The sequence below is a fragment of the Microbacterium sp. UBA1097 genome, from assembly GCF_002313585.1.
Lineage (GTDB): Bacteria > Actinomycetota > Actinomycetes > Actinomycetales > Microbacteriaceae > Microbacterium.
In genome coordinates, this window is the sequence record NZ_DCBW01000059.1 from 1 (window position 1) to 15,279 (window position 15,279).

Sequence of the window (15,279 nt, forward strand, 5' to 3'; positions counted from 1 at the left end):
CCGCGCGCTGCGCAGCGCGGCGCGTGGAGTGGCGGTGGGGACAAGTCCCCCCTCGCGCACAAACGAAAGTGGGTCCCGAAAGGGGCCCTTTTTCGTTTGTCCGGGCTTCGCTAGCTCGTTACGGTTTCGCTGTCCGCGGCGGGGATGTTGCAGACATCGCCTTCGCAGACGATCCCGTCACCACCGAGCATGGTGAACGGCTGGGCAGCATCCTGTTGGGTCGGGGACGAACCGCTCATGCCGGAGTCCGCTCCGACGCCACCTGGGCGAGCACCTGAGCGAAGGTCGCGCTCTCCTGTGCCCCCGAAACGCCGTACTTGCCGTCGAATACGTAGAAGGGCACACCCTGGATGCCGTACGCGGCAGCTTGCGCGACATCCGCCTTCACCGCGGCGGTGTACTGGCCGGACTCGAGCGCGCGGACGACGTCATCATGGTCGAGCCCGACCGTGGCGGCGAGATCGGCGAGATCATCGACCCGGCCGACGTGCCCGCCATCGACGAAGTATGCCTTCAGCAACGCTTCCTTCATCTCTTCCTGCAGACCGTGCGCCTTCGCATAGTGCAAGAGTTCGTGGGCCTTGATCGTGTTCGTCTGATGGATGTGGTCGTAGTCGTAGGCGAGCCCCTCGCCTGCAGCGAGCGTCGTCACCCGCTCGACCATCTGAGCGGCCTGCTCCGGCGAGACCCCCTTGCGCTCGGAGAGGTACTGCACCGGCGACCCGTCGTAATCGACAGGCGTGTCAGGGGCAAGCTCGAAGGAGTGATACTCGATCTCCACGGGTACTCCGGACGCCGCCACGCCCTTCTCGAAGCGCCGCTTGCCGATGTAGCACCAGGGGCACTGCACATCGGACCAGACATCGACCTTGATCGGGGCAGCAGAAGACTCGCTCATGTCACACCGAACCGCGGTATCCCCGACACTATTCCCGGCGGCAGCGGCGGAAGCGGGCTCGCGGTCAGCCGACCGTCACTCCGAACAGCAGCCCCAGAAGGTAGGTCACCGCTGCCGCACCGAATCCGATCGCAAGCTGTCGCAGCGCGCGCTTCAGGGGCGGACCGCCGGACAGCAGCCCCACCGTGGCCCCTGTGGCCAGGAGCGCGACACCGACGAGCGCCAGCGCTGTCGCTACTGCGGCGAGTCCGGATAGTCCGAAGATCCACGGCAGCACCGGGATGATCGCTCCGGATGCGAAGAACAGGAAGCTGGAGAGCGCTGCGCCCCACGCACTTCCGACGACGTCGTCCTCGGCAGCGCCCGCCACGCCTCCGCGGGCCAGAGCGCCGGGACCCGCCGTTTGAGCATCGCCGATGATCGCTCGCGCCGCCGTTAGCGCCTCTTCCTCTGGCATCCCGCGCGTGCGAAACACCAGAGCCAGTTCGTTCGCATCGAGGTCGAGGAACGACAACACCTCGTCGGCGTAATCGTTCGGCTGCGTCGCCGCGAGCAGCTCGCGCTGGGATCGCACCGAGACGAACTCGCCGGCACCCATTGACAGCGCACCGGCGAGAAGGCCCGCGATACCGCTGAACAGCACGAGTTGCGGGGCGACTCCGGTCGCACCGATTCCCATCACCAGGGCGAGGTTCGAAACCAGTCCGTCGTTCGCGCCGAACACCGCGGCTCGGAACGTCCCCGACAGCCGCCGTCGCCCGCGGGCCGCAAGCCCACGCACGACCTCGTGATGGATCTTCTCGTCGGCCGCCATCTGCGAAGTCGCATGCGGATCGCTGTCGTAGGGAGAGCGCGCTTCGGCGTTTTGGGCGAGAGCGAGCACGAAGATCGAACCGAAGTGACGCGCCATCCACGCAAGCATTCGAGTCGACACGCGGGGTCGCGGCAGCGTACTGGGCTCGCCCCCGAGCAACTGCAGCCAGTGCGACTCGTGCCGACGTTCGGCATCGGCGAGGGCTTCCAGGATCGCGCGCTCTTCGCCGGTGCGGCGAGCAGCCAGCTCACGGTATACGCGCGCTTCAGCGCGCTCGTCCACGAGGTACTGAGCCCACCTCCGCCGCTCACCAGCCGTCGATTCGGCGTTCATCGGGCTCCTTCTGTGGTCCTCCCCAGGCTAGGAGACGCCACCGGGCCCCCGATGCCGAATCCGTGGATTCGCAGCATTTTGGAGCACCGAATCCCGGCTACGACCTCACTCGGGCACGCAACACATCGATGCGCGCCTGGAGCTGCGCGACAGTTGCGTGCGAGACGGCGGGGCCGCCACAGATGCGGCGAAGCTCGGCATGAACGTGGCCGTGTTGCTCACCAGACTGTCTCGCATAGAGCCCCACGAGGCTGTTGAGCAGCTGCCGTTGTTCCTTCAGCGTGCGGTGCAGGGCTGGAGGCGGCGAGGGCGGCGCGTCATCCGTCGCCCCCACTTCGCGCTCCTTTGCTTCGCGCGCCTGCCGGTGACGGCTTTGCCGCGCCTGCCGCTGCATCAGCAGATCGTGCACGTGTTCGGGTTCGAGTAGCCCGGGAAGGCCGAGGAACTCCTCCTCTTCCGGCGTTCCGGGGGTGGCGAGCTGTCCGAACTCCTTGCCGTCGAACAGCACGCGGTCGAAATGGGCGATGGCACCCAGCGCGGCGTACTCGAACTCGTCGGTCAGCGCGTCGGATGTCGCATCCTCACGCTCGGCCGCCGCGAGCAGGTCATCTTCGGCCGACCACTCGCCGTCCTCGTCAGACGGCCGATCGAGGGCGTGATCGCGCTGCCGCTCGAGTTCGCCCGCCAGAGCGAGAAGCGGCGGCACGTGCGGAAGAAAGATGCTCGCGGTCTCGCCACGGCGTCGCGCGCGCACGAAACGCCCGATGGCCTGGGCGAAGAACAGCGGGGTGGACGCCGACGTTGCGTAGACGCCGACCGAAAGCCGTGGCACGTCGACGCCCTCAGACACCATTCGTACCGCGACCATCCACCGGGTCGTGTCGGCGGCGAAGGTCTCGATACGCGCGGATGCCTCGGGCTCGTCCGACAGCACGACGGTGGGCTCCTCACCGGTCACTGCCTGCAGGATCTGCGCGTAGGCCCGAGCGGCGGTCTGGTCGGTGGCGATCACGAGGCCACCGGCATCCGGGACGTGCTCTCGCACTTCGGTGAGCCGGCGGTCGGCGGAGCGCAGCACTGCCGGAATCCACTCGCCGCCGGGATCGAGAGCTGTCCGCCAGGCCTGCGCCGTGATGTCTTTCGTGTTGTCTTGCCCGAGTTGGGCCTCCATCTCGTCGCCGGTGCGGGTTCGCCACCGCATGTGGCCGGCGTAGACAAGAAAGAGCACGGGACGCACGACACCGTCTTCGAGCGCACGTCGATACCCGTAGTCGTAGTCGGTACGAGACACCCGGATGCCGTCGGCGGTGGGGTGGTACTCCACGAAGGGGATGGGCGCCGTGTCGCTGCGGAACGGCGTACCCGACAGCAGCAGCCGCCGCGTTGCACGTCCGAAGGCCTCGCGGAGGGCGTCTCCCCAGCTGAGGGCATCCCCGCCGTGGTGCACCTCGTCGAGGATCACGAGGGTTCGGGCCGACTCGGTCACCACCCGATGCACCGATGCCTTCGTGGCGACCTGCGCGTACGTGACCGCGACCCCGTGGTAATGGCGGGCCGGGCGAGTGTGCCGATTCGTGAAGTGCGGGTCAAGCCGCAGCGAGACCCGGGCTGCAGCGTCGGCCCACTGGGTCTTCAGATGCTCGGTCGGGGCGACCACGACGACCCGGTCGATGATGTTGCGCCGCAGCAACTCGGTAGCAAGGCGCAGTGCGAAGGTCGTCTTGCCGGCGCCGGGCGTCGCGGCAGCGAGGAAGTCGCGAGGTCCACCGCCGGGACCGTCGGGCCCGTCCATGTCGAAGTACCGGTCGAGGGCTTCGGCCTGCCACGCGCGGAGGCGCCCGGCCGTTCCCCAGGGTGCACGCTGCGGGTAGGACGGCGACAGGTGTTCGGCGGCGAAGCTCCCCCGGGGATGGTCAGATGCCGGGACCGGCGCTGTCTCGTGCACGCTCCCCCTCCCACAAACATCGGTCGCTCGTCGGACCGCCCGACTACGATAGACGACCAGGAGGACAGAGCATGGCCGCCACCGACGAACACCGAACTCCGTTCATCGCGAACAGCGAACCTCACCCCTGGCGACGGTTCGTGGCGCTCGGTGATTCGTTCACGGAAGGCATCGGTGACCCCGACCCGACCCACCCCGGATCGCACCTGGGCTGGGCCGATCGCGTAGCTGAGGTGCTGGGATCACAGTCAGAAGACTTCGCATACGCAAATCTCGCGGTGCGCGGCAAACTCATCGCCCAGATCGTCGACGAACAGGTCGAGCCGGCACTCGAGCTTTCTCCCGACCTGATCACGTTCTGCGCGGGGGGCAACGACGTCATCCGGCCCGGTACCGACCCTGACGAGATCTCGCAGTTGTTCGAGGATGCGGTCGTGCGTCTGAGCAGCACCGGCGCGACAGTCGTGATCTTCACGGGCATCGACACGAGCTTCACTCCCGTCTTCCGCGCGTTTCGCGGGAAGATCGCGATCTATAACGAAAACCTGCGCGCCATCGCAGACCGCTACGACTGCATCGTCGCCGACCAGTGGTCGCTCAAAGAGATTCAAGATCCCCGGTTCTTCGATGACGACAGACTCCACCTGAACGCGCTGGGTCACCACGAGGTCGCGCGGATGGTCTTGCGTGCGTTGAATGTGTCCAACGACCTCGTGCCGATGCAGCCGGATCCCTTCCCGACCCGCACGTGGCGCGAAGCGCGTGCCGGAGATCTCGTCTGGGCACGCACGCACCTCGTGCCGTGGGTCCTGCGGCGCCTGCGACACCAGTCATCGGGCGACAACCTGACAGCCAAGCGCCCTCAACCGCTCCCGATCGCGACCACCGGTGCGATCAGCCTGCCGACAGAGGATGCCTGAGCGCCCACAGCGCGACAGCGCTCGCGGCGGCAACGTTCAGTGAGTCGACGCCTCCCGCCATCGGGATGGTCACGACAGTGTCAGCAACGCCAAGAGCTTTCGGTGTGAGCCCGTCGCCCTCGGCGCCAAGCAAAAGCGCCACACGGGAGGTCGGCTCGAAGTCGTCGAGCGAAACAGCGTCCTCACGCAGCGCAAGAGCGGCGATCTGGAAGCCTTCCTCGTGCAGAATGCTGCGGGTCTGGTCCCAGTCGGGTAGGCGCGTCCACGGCACTTGGAAGACCGTTCCCATGCTCACTCGGACGCTGCGCCGGTAGAGCGGATCGGCACAGCGCGCAGACACCAGCACTGCATCGGCGCCCAGCCCTGCGCAGGCGCGGAAGATCGCCCCCACGTTGGTGTGATCGACGATGTCCTCGAGCACAACGACGAGTCTCGCCTCCCGCAGCACGTCTCGAAGCGGCGGCATCTCCGGCCGGTGCATCGCCGCCAGAGCGCCACGGTGCACGGCGTAGCCTGTGAGGCGCTCAGCGAGGTCGGCACCGACGACGTAGACCGGAACGTCCGGGTGCTGCGCGAGCAGCGGGGCGAGATCATCGATCCACTTCTGCTGGGTCAGGACCGAACGCGGCCGATGACCCGCACCCAGCGCGCGGGCAATGACCTTCGCGGATTCTGCGATATACAGCCCCCCTGCGGGCTCGATGCGTCGACGCAGGGCGACATCGGTGAGATCGCGGTAATCCTCCAGCCGTGGGTCGTTGGCATCCAGGATGTCGACGCGCTGCATCCTTTGATCCTCTCACTCGTGCGGTGCGGACCCAGCAGCACGAAACATGCCGGAAAACGTGGATGCCTAAACTTGAACCAGGCGAGACAGAGGAGGCAGGGATGTCGCTCATCGACGGCGCTGCCACGGACGTTCCCGAAGCTCTCGCCCATGCGCTGCGCGTCCTTGACGGGCGCTCAATGACGATCCTCACCGGTGCTGGCGTTTCGACCGACTCGGGAATCCCGGACTATCGCGGAAAGGGTGCGCCGGTGCGCCGCCCCATGACCGTCGAGCAGTTTCTTGGCAGCGATGCCGCACGTCGGCGCTATTGGGTCGGCTCCCACCTCGGGTGGCGCAGCTTCGCCTCGGCAGAACCCAATGCGGGGCATCGTGCCATCGCCACACTCGAAGAGCACGGGGTTGCCACCGGGGTGATCACACAGAACGTGGACGGTCTGCACGTGCGGGCCGGCAGCCGCCGCGTGGTTGAGCTGCACGGCACGATGCGTCGCGTGTTCTGCACCCGCTGCGGCCAGGTCTTCGACCGGCGGGATCTGTCTTCACGGGTGGAGAGTGACAACCCCTGGCTGGTCACGACGCACGAACTGCCCCTTGGACCCGATGGCGATGTGACGCCCGAAAGTACCGACGGTTTCATCGTGCCGGACTGCTCGGTGTGCACGGGAACCCTCAAACCCGATGTCGTCTTCTTCGGCGAGTACATTCCGACCGAGAAGTTCCGTGAGGCAGAGCAGCTCGTCCTGGGCAGCGAAGCCCTCGTCATCGCCGGCTCTTCTCTCGTGGTGAACTCCGGCATCCGCCTGCTGGAACGGGCGCGCCGCCGGCGAATCCCGATCGTGATCATCAACCGCGGTCAGACGCGAGCGGACGGGCGCGCCACCGTGAAGATCGACGGTGGAACCTCCGAGGCCCTCACAGCGCTGCTCGAGGGATTGGTGACGCCAGTCGGTCAGCGAGAGCTGGCAAGTAGTCTCGAGAGGTGACCCACCTCACGCTCATCCGTCATGGCGAGACGGACTGGAATCGCGCCCGGCTCATTCAGGGCAGTACCGACATCCCCCTCAACGAGACTGGACGAGCGCAAGCCCGTCAGACCGCCGAACGGCTACGCGGAGCACTCGAAGACCCGACCGCTGCGCGCATCGTCAGCAGCGACCTCTCTCGCGCCCGTGAGACAGCGCAGATCATCGCTGACCAGTGGGGATCGGAGGCGCCGCTGGCGTACTCGGCGCTCCGTGAGCGCGCCTACGGCGAGGCCGAAGGGCTGACGGTCGATGATTTCGCCGTGCGGTGGGGCAACTGGTACACGGCCGAGGTGCCCGGCGCGGAATCGCGGGAGCAGCTGCAGCTGCGGGCGTTCGCGGCATTGGATGCCGTCGTCACCGACGCTCTTGCCGCTCAGCCCGATCTCACGCGAGTATTCGTGGTCACTCACGGCGCACTCATCCGTTCCGTCATCCATCACGTGAGCGACGGCAGGCTACCTGCCCGCGAAGAGCGGCTTGCCAACGGATCCGACTACACCTTCCAGTACTCGCCCGATGGACTCACCTTGGTCGACTACGCGGGGGCGGCAGTCTCCCTATAGGTTGGGCATACCGATCCGCCCATCGGACTGCGCTACGCAGCTCGCTCAGTTTCGTGATGACATTGTGAGCAACATGAGCAATCCGCGAATCAGCAACATGCTAGCCTTCCGCGATATGACCGCTCTTGACCATGTCGACCTTGAGCTCCTGGCTGCGCTCGCGGCGGACCCGCGCGCGACCGTGGTGGCACTGTCGGATCGCCTCGGTCTGTCTCGGAACACCGTGCAGGCGCGGATGTCGAGGCTCGACAAGGCAGGCGTCTTCCTCTCGTACGAACGGGCTCTCTCCCCCACCGCTCTGGGTTTTCCCATTGAGGCATTCCTCAACGTCACGGTCCGCCAGGCTGACTTGCCACGGATCACAGCAGAACTCGAGAGAATCCCCGAGATCGTTCAGGTGCACGGCCTGAGCGGGACCGTGGATTTGCTCGTCCGAGTAGCGTGCCGCGATACCCAGCATCTGTTCGATACCGATGCCCGCATCCTCGCGATCGAGGGCGTCGAGCGCACCGAGACCTCGCTGGCGATGGGTGAAGTGATCGGCTATCGGGTGGGCCCACTCATGGAGCTGGCACGAGAGGAACGCTAGCTTTCTCTTCCTTCGCGGCCTCGCCGGGATCGGAACGCACGAGGATCACTCCCGTCAAGATCATCGCTCCCCCGACTGCCTGCATCACGGTCGGCACCTCGGCGATCACAACCCACGCAATGAGCAGCGCGAACAGAACCTCGGTGAGCCCGACGAACGACGCGACGCGGGAACCGAGCATCGATCCCGCTCGCACCCCGAACGCGTAGCCTCCGGCAGTTGCCACGACAATCACCCACGCGATGGGGACGTACCAGGGAAGGCTGACGCCGGCCAGTACGACGTCGACGTCCGGAGCCGTGAACGCCAAGAAGCCGGTACCCACGAGCACGCCCATCAGAAGTGCGCCGGTGATGAGACCGCCCGAGGCTAGCGCGAGCGGCGGGATGTCGTCGCCGGTCTTCTCGGCGATGAGAAAGTACGCGGCGGTGCAGGCGGCTGCCCCCAAGGCGAGCAGGGTGCCGAGCAGGTCGAAGCTTGCCCCGGCAATGTCGACGACGAGCACGAGGCCCGCGATCGCGAGAACCGAGCCCGCGAGAATGCGGCGGGAGGGTGCTCGCCGGGTGCGCACCCACGCGAGCCCGACGAGCAAGACCGGAGCCAAGTACTGGATGAGCAGGGCCATCGCCACCGGCATCCGTTGCAGGGCAGCGAAGTAGAAGATCTGGCAACCGGCCACTCCGGTGAGCCCGAAAGCCACGATTAGCAGGCCGTGCTTGCGAAGAAAGCCGGGCCGGCGACGGATCGTCACAATCAGCACGGGCGCGAGAATCAGGGCGGCTCCACCCATGCGCAGCAACAGGGTCGCGCCCAGGCTCCATCCTGCCTCCATCAGGGGCTTCATGAAGCTCCCCGAGGACGCGAAGCTCAGCGCGGACAACAGTCCGATCGCGAGCCCCGCCAGCGAGGAGTGCCGACGCGCAGGAGCGGTGAGCACGGGGACCGGAGCGGTCGGAGCGGACATGGGCGGCCTGTCAGGAGTGAAAGGGGGTGACACTCGTGACACACTGGTCACGAACGAAACAGTAGCCCTCGGCATGTCAGGAGTCAACATGGTTTTTATCCATGACACCGAGATGGCCCTGCGCGCGGCCGTCGACCTGGTCAACACGCTGCCCCTCGGCGGTGACGACGACACCCTTACTACCGCAGACGAGTACGATGCCTTCCTCGCACGCTACCCCTACAGCGGCACGGTTTCACGCACGCGTGATGAGCACGAGGCTGTGCGCGCCATCCGGTCTCGTCTTCGCACCCTCTGGGGAGTCGACCGTGAGAGTGCCGTGCCGATCGTCAATGCCATGCTCCGCGACGGTGAGGCGCTTCCCCAACTCGTGATCCACGACGAGTACGACTGGCACGTGCACGCGTCGGATGACGATGCGCCCCTGGCCACACGCATCCTGGTCGAGACAGCGATGGCGTTCGTGGAGGTCATCCGCATGGACGAGTACGATCGGATGCTGGTCTGTGAGGCTGACGACTGCGAAGGAGTTCTGGTCGATTTCTCCCGCAACCGCTCGAAGCGCTACTGCGACACCGGCAACTGCGGCAACCGCATGAATGTCATCGCGTATCGGGCTCGTCGAGCCCAAGAAACGTCCTGATTGCAGCGGCGGCCGGCGCTGGCGTTTCGTAGTGGATGAGGTGTCCGACATCCGCGATCTCGACGAGGGCGGCGTTGGCGAACAGGCGCGCGAGCTCGCGCTCCGCCTCGATCGGCGTGATGTCATCGCGCTCGGCCGCGATGAGCAACGTCGGCTGCGTGATGCGGGAAGCGAATTCCCTGACGTCGTGGGAGACCGAGGCCACAAACGCATCGTGCAGCACATCACGATCGGCGAAGCGCGAGAAGTACGTGTCGTGCTGGTCGTGGATGAACCGGCGCAACTCAGGGTCCCGCGTCTTGGCCATTGACACGCTCATGACCCGCACGACTGCACCGTTTCTCAGGAGCGCAGTACCGACGCCGCTCGGTAGCCGCGCGCCGGCCCAGTAGTAAAAGACCGCGAGCCGGGTGAGGATCCCCCGCGGCCCTTCCAGCGCGGGCGCGCCGATCGGATTCACCAGGATGACACGCGGGGTATCGAGCCCGGCGGCCACGGCGGCAGCCACCACGATCGAGCCGAAAGAGTGACCGAGGATGACCGCCCCCGGCGCGACACGAGAAACGAACTCGGCGAGCCACTCGGCATACAGCGACAGGTCATGCCTGCGCCCGGCGATCGGCGCCGTGTCACCGAAGCCGGGTAGATCGGGCGAGATGATGCGCATTCCCGGGAGGTGAGCGACGACGGGCTCCAGCCCGTGGTGCTCGCCGCGGAAGCCATGAACGGCGACGACGGTGACCGGCGCATCTGCCGGTCCGTAGTCCCAGTACGCAGTCGTGCCGCCGAGCACTGACACCTCACGGCCGGTGACCGGAATCTCGTCCAGAAGCGCGGCGTACGGATGCGGGGCGGGCACCCGACGAGTCTACTGAGCGCACCCGCCCCTTCGACGCTGACAGAAACGACGAAGACCCCGCTCGAAAGCGAGGTCTTCGTCGTGTGCGATTCGTGCTTACTTGCTCGAGCCGCCGAAGTTCTTGAAGCGCTGGTTGAACTTCTCGACGCGACCTGCCGAGTCCATGATGCGCTGCTTGCCGGTGTAGAACGGGTGCGAGGCGGAGGAGATTTCGACGTCGATGACGGGGTACTCCACGCCGTCCAGCTCGATCGTCTTGTCGCTGCTGACCGTCGAACGCGTGAGGAAGGTCTCGCCGGAACCGAGGTCGCGGAACACGACAGCCTGGTAGTCGGGGTGAATGTCAGTCTTCATGGGGTTCCTTGCCGAGATGGGGAAAGAAAGTCTGCGGTGCGCTGGCACCAAAGGACGAGTCTACCAGGTTCGCGTGCGGATGCCGATCACGACGTCCGCGCCCGTGCAGCGTATCGACCGGCTTCCTCGTGCAGGGCTATGGGCACCCCGAACGCGGTGCTGAGCGCATCCTCCGTGAGTGTCTCGCGCAGTGGCCCCGCTGCGATGACGGCGCCATCGCGCAACAACAGCACGTGGGTGAAGCCCACCGGGATCTCTTCCACGTGATGGGTGACCATGACCATGGCGGGAGTCGTCGGCTCGGCGGCGTAGCCGCTCAGGAGCGTGAGAAGTTCCTCGCGCGAGCCGAGGTCCAAGCTCGCGGTGGGTTCGTCCAGCAGCAGCAGTTCGGGGTCTGTCATGACCGAGCGTGCGATCTGCACGCGCTTCTGCTCGCCGTCGGAGAGCGTGCCGAAGGTGCGCGTTGCAAGATCATCGAGCTGCCACTCGGCAAGCACCCGCATCGCACGGCGAACGTCGACCTGGTCGTACTCTTCGCGCCAGCGACCCATCACCGCGTAAGCGGCGGTCATCACGACATCCAGCACTGTCTCGTCCGGCGGGATGCGACGCGCCATCGATGTGGACGCGAAACCGACGCGCGGACGCAGCTCGAACACGTCGGTACGCCCGATCCGCTCCCCCAGGATGCTCACGCGACCCGAGGTCGGGTGAAGCAGCGACGCCGAAAGCTCAAGCAGGGTTGTCTTCCCTGCGCCATTCGGGCCGAGCACGACCCAGCGCTCGTCCTCGGACACTGTCCAATCGATGTGATCGATGATGTCTCGGGCGTTTCTGCGGACGACGACGTCGGAGAATTCGAGCACCTGAGCCATGCGTTCCAGCCTATCGGGCGCCGCGTGTCACCTCGGCGTAGAGCGCGGCGGTTTGCTCCGCGATGCGCTGCCAGCTGAACTCTGTTACCGCGCGCTTGCGACCCGCTAGCCCGTACTCCTTCGCTCTCTCGCGATCGCTCACGACCTCGCCCAGAACCCGGGCAAGGTCGGCGACGAACGCCTCGGGATCCAGTGGCGTTCCGGTGCCGTCCGTGACCTGTTCGATCGGAACCAGCCTGCCCGTCACACCGTCGGCGACGACTTCCGGGATGCCGCCAGTGGCGGTGCCGACGACTGCTGCGCCGCACGCCATGGCCTCAAGGTTCACAATGCCGAGGGGCTCGTAGATCGACGGGCATACGAAGGTCGTCGCCGCGGTCAGCGCCACGCAGAGCTCGTGTCGGCTGAGGTGGCGGTCGATCCAGACCACCCCATCGCGTGTCTCCTGCAACCCCCGAACAAGTCCCTCGACCTCAGCGAGGATCTCGGGCGTGTCCGGGGCGCCGGCGCACAGGATGAGCTGCACCTCCGGGTCCAAACGCTCGGCCGCGCGCAGCAAATACGGCAGACCCTTCTGCCGTGTGATGCGCCCGACGAAGACGATCGATGGTCGGGTCGGATCGATGCCGAGCGCGGCGAGGGTCTCGGCATCCTCGACCGGATGCCACTGCTCGGTGTCGATGCCGTTGTAGATGACCCGGACGGTCGCCGGATCGAGGTCGGGGTAGCTGCGCAGGATGTCGGCACGCATGCCCTCGCTTACCGCGACGATCGCCGCTGCGCCGTGGTACGCGGTGCGTTCGATCTCACTCGAGACCGCGTATCCGCCGCCGAGTTGTTCGGCCTTCCATGGGCGGAGCGGCTCGAGGCTGTGTGCTGTGACGATGTGGGGGATGCCGTGGAGCAGCCCTGCCACGTGCCCGGCGAAGTTGGCGTACCACGTGTGGGAGTGCACGACAGCGGCGCCTGCCACATCGTCGACGATGAGCAGGTCAGTCCCCATCGTCTGTATCGCCGCGTTCGCGCCCCGAAGCTCTGCCGGCGTGACGTACGACGTCGTGCCAGCTTCGTCGCGATCAGCGCCGAAGGCGCGCACCTGAACGTCGAGCGGAGCGGCGCCAGGCGCCTCGCTCGCCGGAAGCGCGCGGAGCGCCTTGACCAGCTCTGCGACGTGCACACCGGCGCCCCCATAGATCTCGGGCGGATACTCCTTGGTGACGATGTCGACGCGCATGTGTCGAACGCTAGTACAGGGTCACCGGGCGGCATAGTGTGGGGGTATGGCTACGTCGCCCAAGATCTTTGGAATCGTCCTCGCCGGTGGAGAGGGTAAGCGGCTGATGCCGCTGACCGCCGACCGCGCCAAGCCCGCGGTTCCCTTCGGCGGCCAGTACCGGCTGATCGACTTCGCGATCTCCAACCTGATCAATTCGGGGCTTCGGCAGATCGTCGTACTCACGCAGTACAAGTCCCACAGCCTGGATCGCCACATCTCGCAGACCTGGCGGATGTCGCCGATGCTGAGTTCCTACGTCGCCTCGGTGCCTGCTCAGCAGCGGCTCGGAAAGCGCTGGTTCTCGGGCTCTGCCGACGCGATCCTGCAGTCGATGAACCTCATCATCGACGAACAACCCGACATCGTCATCGTCATCGGCGCGGACCACGTGTATCGCATGGACTTCCGCCAGATGCTCGACGCCCACATCGAGTCGGGTGCCCGGGCGACTGTTGCCGGCATCCGTCAACCGATCGGCCTCGCTAACCAGTTCGGCGTCATCGACGTCGAACCGGGCTCGACGCGCATCCGCGAGTTCCTCGAGAAGCCGCAGAATCCGAACGGTCTGGCTGATGCTCCACACGAGGTCCTGGCGTCGATGGGCAACTACATTTTCGACACGGATGCCCTGATCGAGGCAGTCGAGGCCGACGGTGAAGTCCCGACATCGAACCATGACATGGGCGGCGACATCGTGCCGTACTTCGTCAACCGCGGTGAGGCGAGTGTCTACGACATGAAGCTCAACGATGTTCCCGGATCCACGGATCGGGACAGGTCCTACTGGCGGGACGTCGGAACGATCGACTCGTTCTTCGACGCGCACATGGACCTGATCTCGACGCTCCCGGTCTTCAACCTTTACAACACCGACTGGCCGATCCACTCCCAGACCGTCAACTCTCCGCCAGCGAAGTTCGTGCGCGACTCGGTCGGAAGGATCGGGACCGCCATCGATTCGGTGGTCTCGCTCGGTTCCGTGCTCTCGGGAACGCACCTGGAACGCAGCGTCGTCGGCCCGTGGACTCTCGCTGCCGGCGGATCGACCATCACTGATGCCGTACTGTTCGACTACGTGCGCGTAGGTCCGGGTGCGCGCGTCCACCGCGCGATCCTCGACAAGAACGTCGTAGTCGCCGACGGCGCGACGATCGGGGTCGACCGGGCTCATGACCTCGAACGTGGATTCACCGTCACGGACTCCGGGATCACCGTCGTCGGCAAAGGCGTCGTCGTCGAACGCTGATCCGTGCCGCGCCGGCCGGGCCGGTAGCGTAGTCGGGTGATGCCAGCCCGCTTCCTTGTCGTTCTCGATGCCGATTCGACGCTGCTGCGTAATGAGGTGATCGAGCTCATCGCCGATGAGGCGGGTCGCGGCGCAGAGGTCGCTGCCGCGACGGAGGCAGCGATGCGCGGCGAGGTTGACTTCGCCGCGAGCCTGCGAACCCGCGTGGCCGCTCTGACGGGAGTACCGCTGGAGGCGTTCGAGCGCGTGCTGGCGCGCGTCGAGCCGACACTGGGCGCATCCGAGTTCATCGCCGGCGTCCACGAGCGCGGCGGCGTGGTCGGTGTCGTATCCGGCGGTTTTCACGAGGTCCTCGATCACGTCGCGCCCAGGCTCGGGGTGGACCGTTGGCGGGCGAACCGCCTTGCCGCTTCGGACGACACCCTGAGTGGAACCGTAGAAGGCGAGATCGTTGATGCTGAGGGCAAGGCCGCAACCCTGCGGGAGTGGGCGGGCTCACTCGGCCTCGCCTTGGCGCAGACGATCGCGGTGGGCGATGGCGCCAACGACCTTCGAATGATGGCGACGGCGGGCCTCGGCGTGGCGTTCAACGCGAAGCCCGCAGTCCGTGAGCGTGCCAACGTCGTGGTCGACCCGGTCGACCTGCGCGAGATCCTCCCCCTCCTCCCCCGCTGAAAGCACTCCGAGAGCGAAGCGCGGGCAGGGTCCTGATCGGTGTCGGATGCCGGCGCTAGCGTTGCCGCTATGCACATCATCCTGATTCCCGGCCTCTGGCTGGACGCGTCATCGTGGGACGACGTCATTCCTGCGCTTCGCGAAGCAGGCCACGAACCGCGCTCCGTGACGCTTCCGGGTGTGGGCGAACCGGCCGACCGGTCCGGAGAGATCGGCATCACCGAGTGGGTGGGTGCTGTGGTCGATCTGATCGACCAGCTCGACGGCGATGTCGTGCTCGTCGGTCACAGTGGCGGGGGCAACGTCGCGTGGGGTGCGGCAGACCGGCGTGTGGATCGTGTGGGGCGCGTGATCCTGGTCGACACGCTTCCGCCGACCCCTGGCGGGATGATTTGGGAGTTCCCCATCGTGGACGGAGTTGCGCCCTTCCCCGGATGGGACACGTTCGAAGAGCGCGAGATCCGCGACCTCTCCGAGGCGGTGCGAGTCGCGGTGGCACAGCGGGCCCTG

18 protein-coding genes are annotated in these 15,279 nt (G+C 66.4%); 8 read left to right on the forward strand and 10 right to left on the reverse strand.

Annotated elements, in window-relative coordinates; all coding sequences use genetic code 11:
* Window positions 1–110 precede the first annotated feature (110 nt).
* The 4 genes from B4F19_RS13670 to B4F19_RS13685 all read right to left on the reverse strand — a co-directional run bounded on the left by B4F19_RS13670 (window position 111) and on the right by B4F19_RS13685 (window position 3,990).
* On the reverse strand, window positions 111–239 hold the full coding sequence (locus tag B4F19_RS13670; protein WP_292727509.1) for a hypothetical protein: 129 nt from the start codon (window positions 237–239) through the stop codon (window positions 111–113).
* Window positions 236–898, reverse strand: coding sequence for a DsbA family oxidoreductase (locus B4F19_RS13675; RefSeq protein ID WP_292735699.1), 663 nt, complete (start codon window positions 896–898; stop codon window positions 236–238). The genes B4F19_RS13670 and B4F19_RS13675 overlap by 4 nt, the downstream gene beginning before the upstream one ends.
* A 64-nt stretch (window positions 899–962) precedes the next feature.
* Window positions 963–2,045 carry a VIT1/CCC1 transporter family protein gene (locus B4F19_RS13680; RefSeq protein ID WP_292735701.1) on the reverse strand — a complete coding sequence of 361 codons (1,083 nt, stop codon included), beginning with the start codon at window positions 2,043–2,045 and terminating at the stop codon, window positions 963–965.
* Between the two features lie 97 nt (window positions 2,046–2,142).
* Window positions 2,143–3,990, reverse strand: a complete 1,848-nt coding sequence (locus tag B4F19_RS13685; RefSeq protein WP_292735704.1) for a DEAD/DEAH box helicase — start codon at window positions 3,988–3,990, stop codon at window positions 2,143–2,145.
* 71 nt (window positions 3,991–4,061) lie between these two features.
* Here B4F19_RS13685 and B4F19_RS13690 point away from each other — a divergent pair, with 71 nt between their 5' ends.
* Window positions 4,062–4,910, forward strand: a complete 849-nt coding sequence (locus tag B4F19_RS13690) for an SGNH/GDSL hydrolase family protein (RefSeq protein ID WP_292728281.1) — start codon at window positions 4,062–4,064, stop codon at window positions 4,908–4,910.
* Here the strand turns inward: B4F19_RS13690 and B4F19_RS13695 are convergent.
* Window positions 4,885–5,697, reverse strand: coding sequence for a TrmH family RNA methyltransferase (locus B4F19_RS13695; RefSeq protein WP_228179062.1), 813 nt, complete (start codon window positions 5,695–5,697; stop codon window positions 4,885–4,887). The two genes, B4F19_RS13690 and B4F19_RS13695, sit on opposite strands and share 26 nt — an antisense overlap.
* A 101-nt stretch (window positions 5,698–5,798) precedes the next feature.
* Between B4F19_RS13695 and B4F19_RS13700 the strand changes: the two genes are divergently transcribed.
* The 3 genes from B4F19_RS13700 (at window position 5,799) to B4F19_RS13710 (ending at window position 7,877) form a co-directional block, all read left to right on the forward strand.
* Window positions 5,799–6,683 (forward strand): Sir2 family NAD-dependent protein deacetylase, encoded by an 885-nt coding sequence (locus B4F19_RS13700; protein WP_228179061.1) that lies wholly within the window; start codon window positions 5,799–5,801, stop codon window positions 6,681–6,683.
* The gene (locus tag B4F19_RS13705) at window positions 6,680–7,288 is read left to right on the forward strand and encodes a histidine phosphatase family protein (protein ID WP_292728278.1); all 609 of its coding nucleotides are present in this window, start codon (window positions 6,680–6,682) and stop codon (window positions 7,286–7,288) included. Before B4F19_RS13700 ends, B4F19_RS13705 begins: the two co-directional genes overlap by 4 nt.
* A gap of 115 nt (window positions 7,289–7,403) precedes the next feature.
* The gene (locus B4F19_RS13710; RefSeq protein WP_228179059.1) at window positions 7,404–7,877 is read left to right on the forward strand and encodes an Lrp/AsnC family transcriptional regulator; all 474 of its coding nucleotides are present in this window, start codon (window positions 7,404–7,406) and stop codon (window positions 7,875–7,877) included.
* Here B4F19_RS13710 and B4F19_RS13715 read toward each other — a convergent pair.
* Entirely contained in the window at window positions 7,849–8,841 is a 993-nt protein-coding gene (locus B4F19_RS13715; RefSeq protein WP_228179058.1) for an EamA family transporter, read from the reverse strand. The genes B4F19_RS13710 and B4F19_RS13715 overlap by 29 nt on opposite strands.
* Before the next feature lie 88 nt (window positions 8,842–8,929).
* Here B4F19_RS13715 and B4F19_RS13720 point away from each other — a divergent pair, with 88 nt between their 5' ends.
* Complete coding sequence (locus B4F19_RS13720; RefSeq protein ID WP_292728275.1) at window positions 8,930–9,484, forward strand: CGNR zinc finger domain-containing protein; 555 nt, start codon at window positions 8,930–8,932, stop codon at window positions 9,482–9,484.
* On the opposite strand, the gene B4F19_RS13725 is transcribed toward B4F19_RS13720, so the two are convergent.
* The 4 genes from B4F19_RS13725 to glgA form a co-directional block, all read right to left on the reverse strand.
* Entirely contained in the window at window positions 9,444–10,343 is a 900-nt protein-coding gene (locus B4F19_RS13725; protein WP_292728273.1) for an alpha/beta fold hydrolase, read from the reverse strand. The genes B4F19_RS13720 and B4F19_RS13725 overlap by 41 nt on opposite strands.
* A gap of 96 nt (window positions 10,344–10,439) precedes the next feature.
* A complete protein-coding gene (locus B4F19_RS13730) occupies window positions 10,440–10,697 on the reverse strand; it encodes a type B 50S ribosomal protein L31 (RefSeq protein ID WP_292735706.1) in 258 nt (85 codons plus the stop codon).
* Between the two features lie 86 nt (window positions 10,698–10,783).
* On the reverse strand, window positions 10,784–11,572 hold the full coding sequence (locus B4F19_RS13735) for an ABC transporter ATP-binding protein (protein WP_292728245.1): 789 nt from the start codon (window positions 11,570–11,572) through the stop codon (window positions 10,784–10,786).
* A gap of 10 nt (window positions 11,573–11,582) precedes the next feature.
* Complete coding sequence (gene glgA, locus B4F19_RS13740) at window positions 11,583–12,806, reverse strand: glycogen synthase (RefSeq protein WP_292735709.1); 1,224 nt, start codon at window positions 12,804–12,806, stop codon at window positions 11,583–11,585.
* A gap of 46 nt (window positions 12,807–12,852) precedes the next feature.
* On the opposite strand from glgA, the gene B4F19_RS13745 reads away from it, so the two are divergent.
* The 3 genes from B4F19_RS13745 to B4F19_RS13755 all read left to right on the forward strand — a co-directional run.
* On the forward strand, window positions 12,853–14,094 hold the full coding sequence (locus tag B4F19_RS13745; protein WP_228179052.1) for a glucose-1-phosphate adenylyltransferase: 1,242 nt from the start codon (window positions 12,853–12,855) through the stop codon (window positions 14,092–14,094).
* Between the two features lie 39 nt (window positions 14,095–14,133).
* Window positions 14,134–14,769, forward strand: a complete 636-nt coding sequence (gene serB / locus B4F19_RS13750) for a phosphoserine phosphatase SerB (RefSeq protein ID WP_228179051.1) — start codon at window positions 14,134–14,136, stop codon at window positions 14,767–14,769.
* 69 nt (window positions 14,770–14,838) lie between these two features.
* A partial coding sequence (locus B4F19_RS13755; protein ID WP_292735712.1) for an alpha/beta fold hydrolase occupies window positions 14,839–15,279 on the forward strand: 441 nt, incomplete at its 3' end.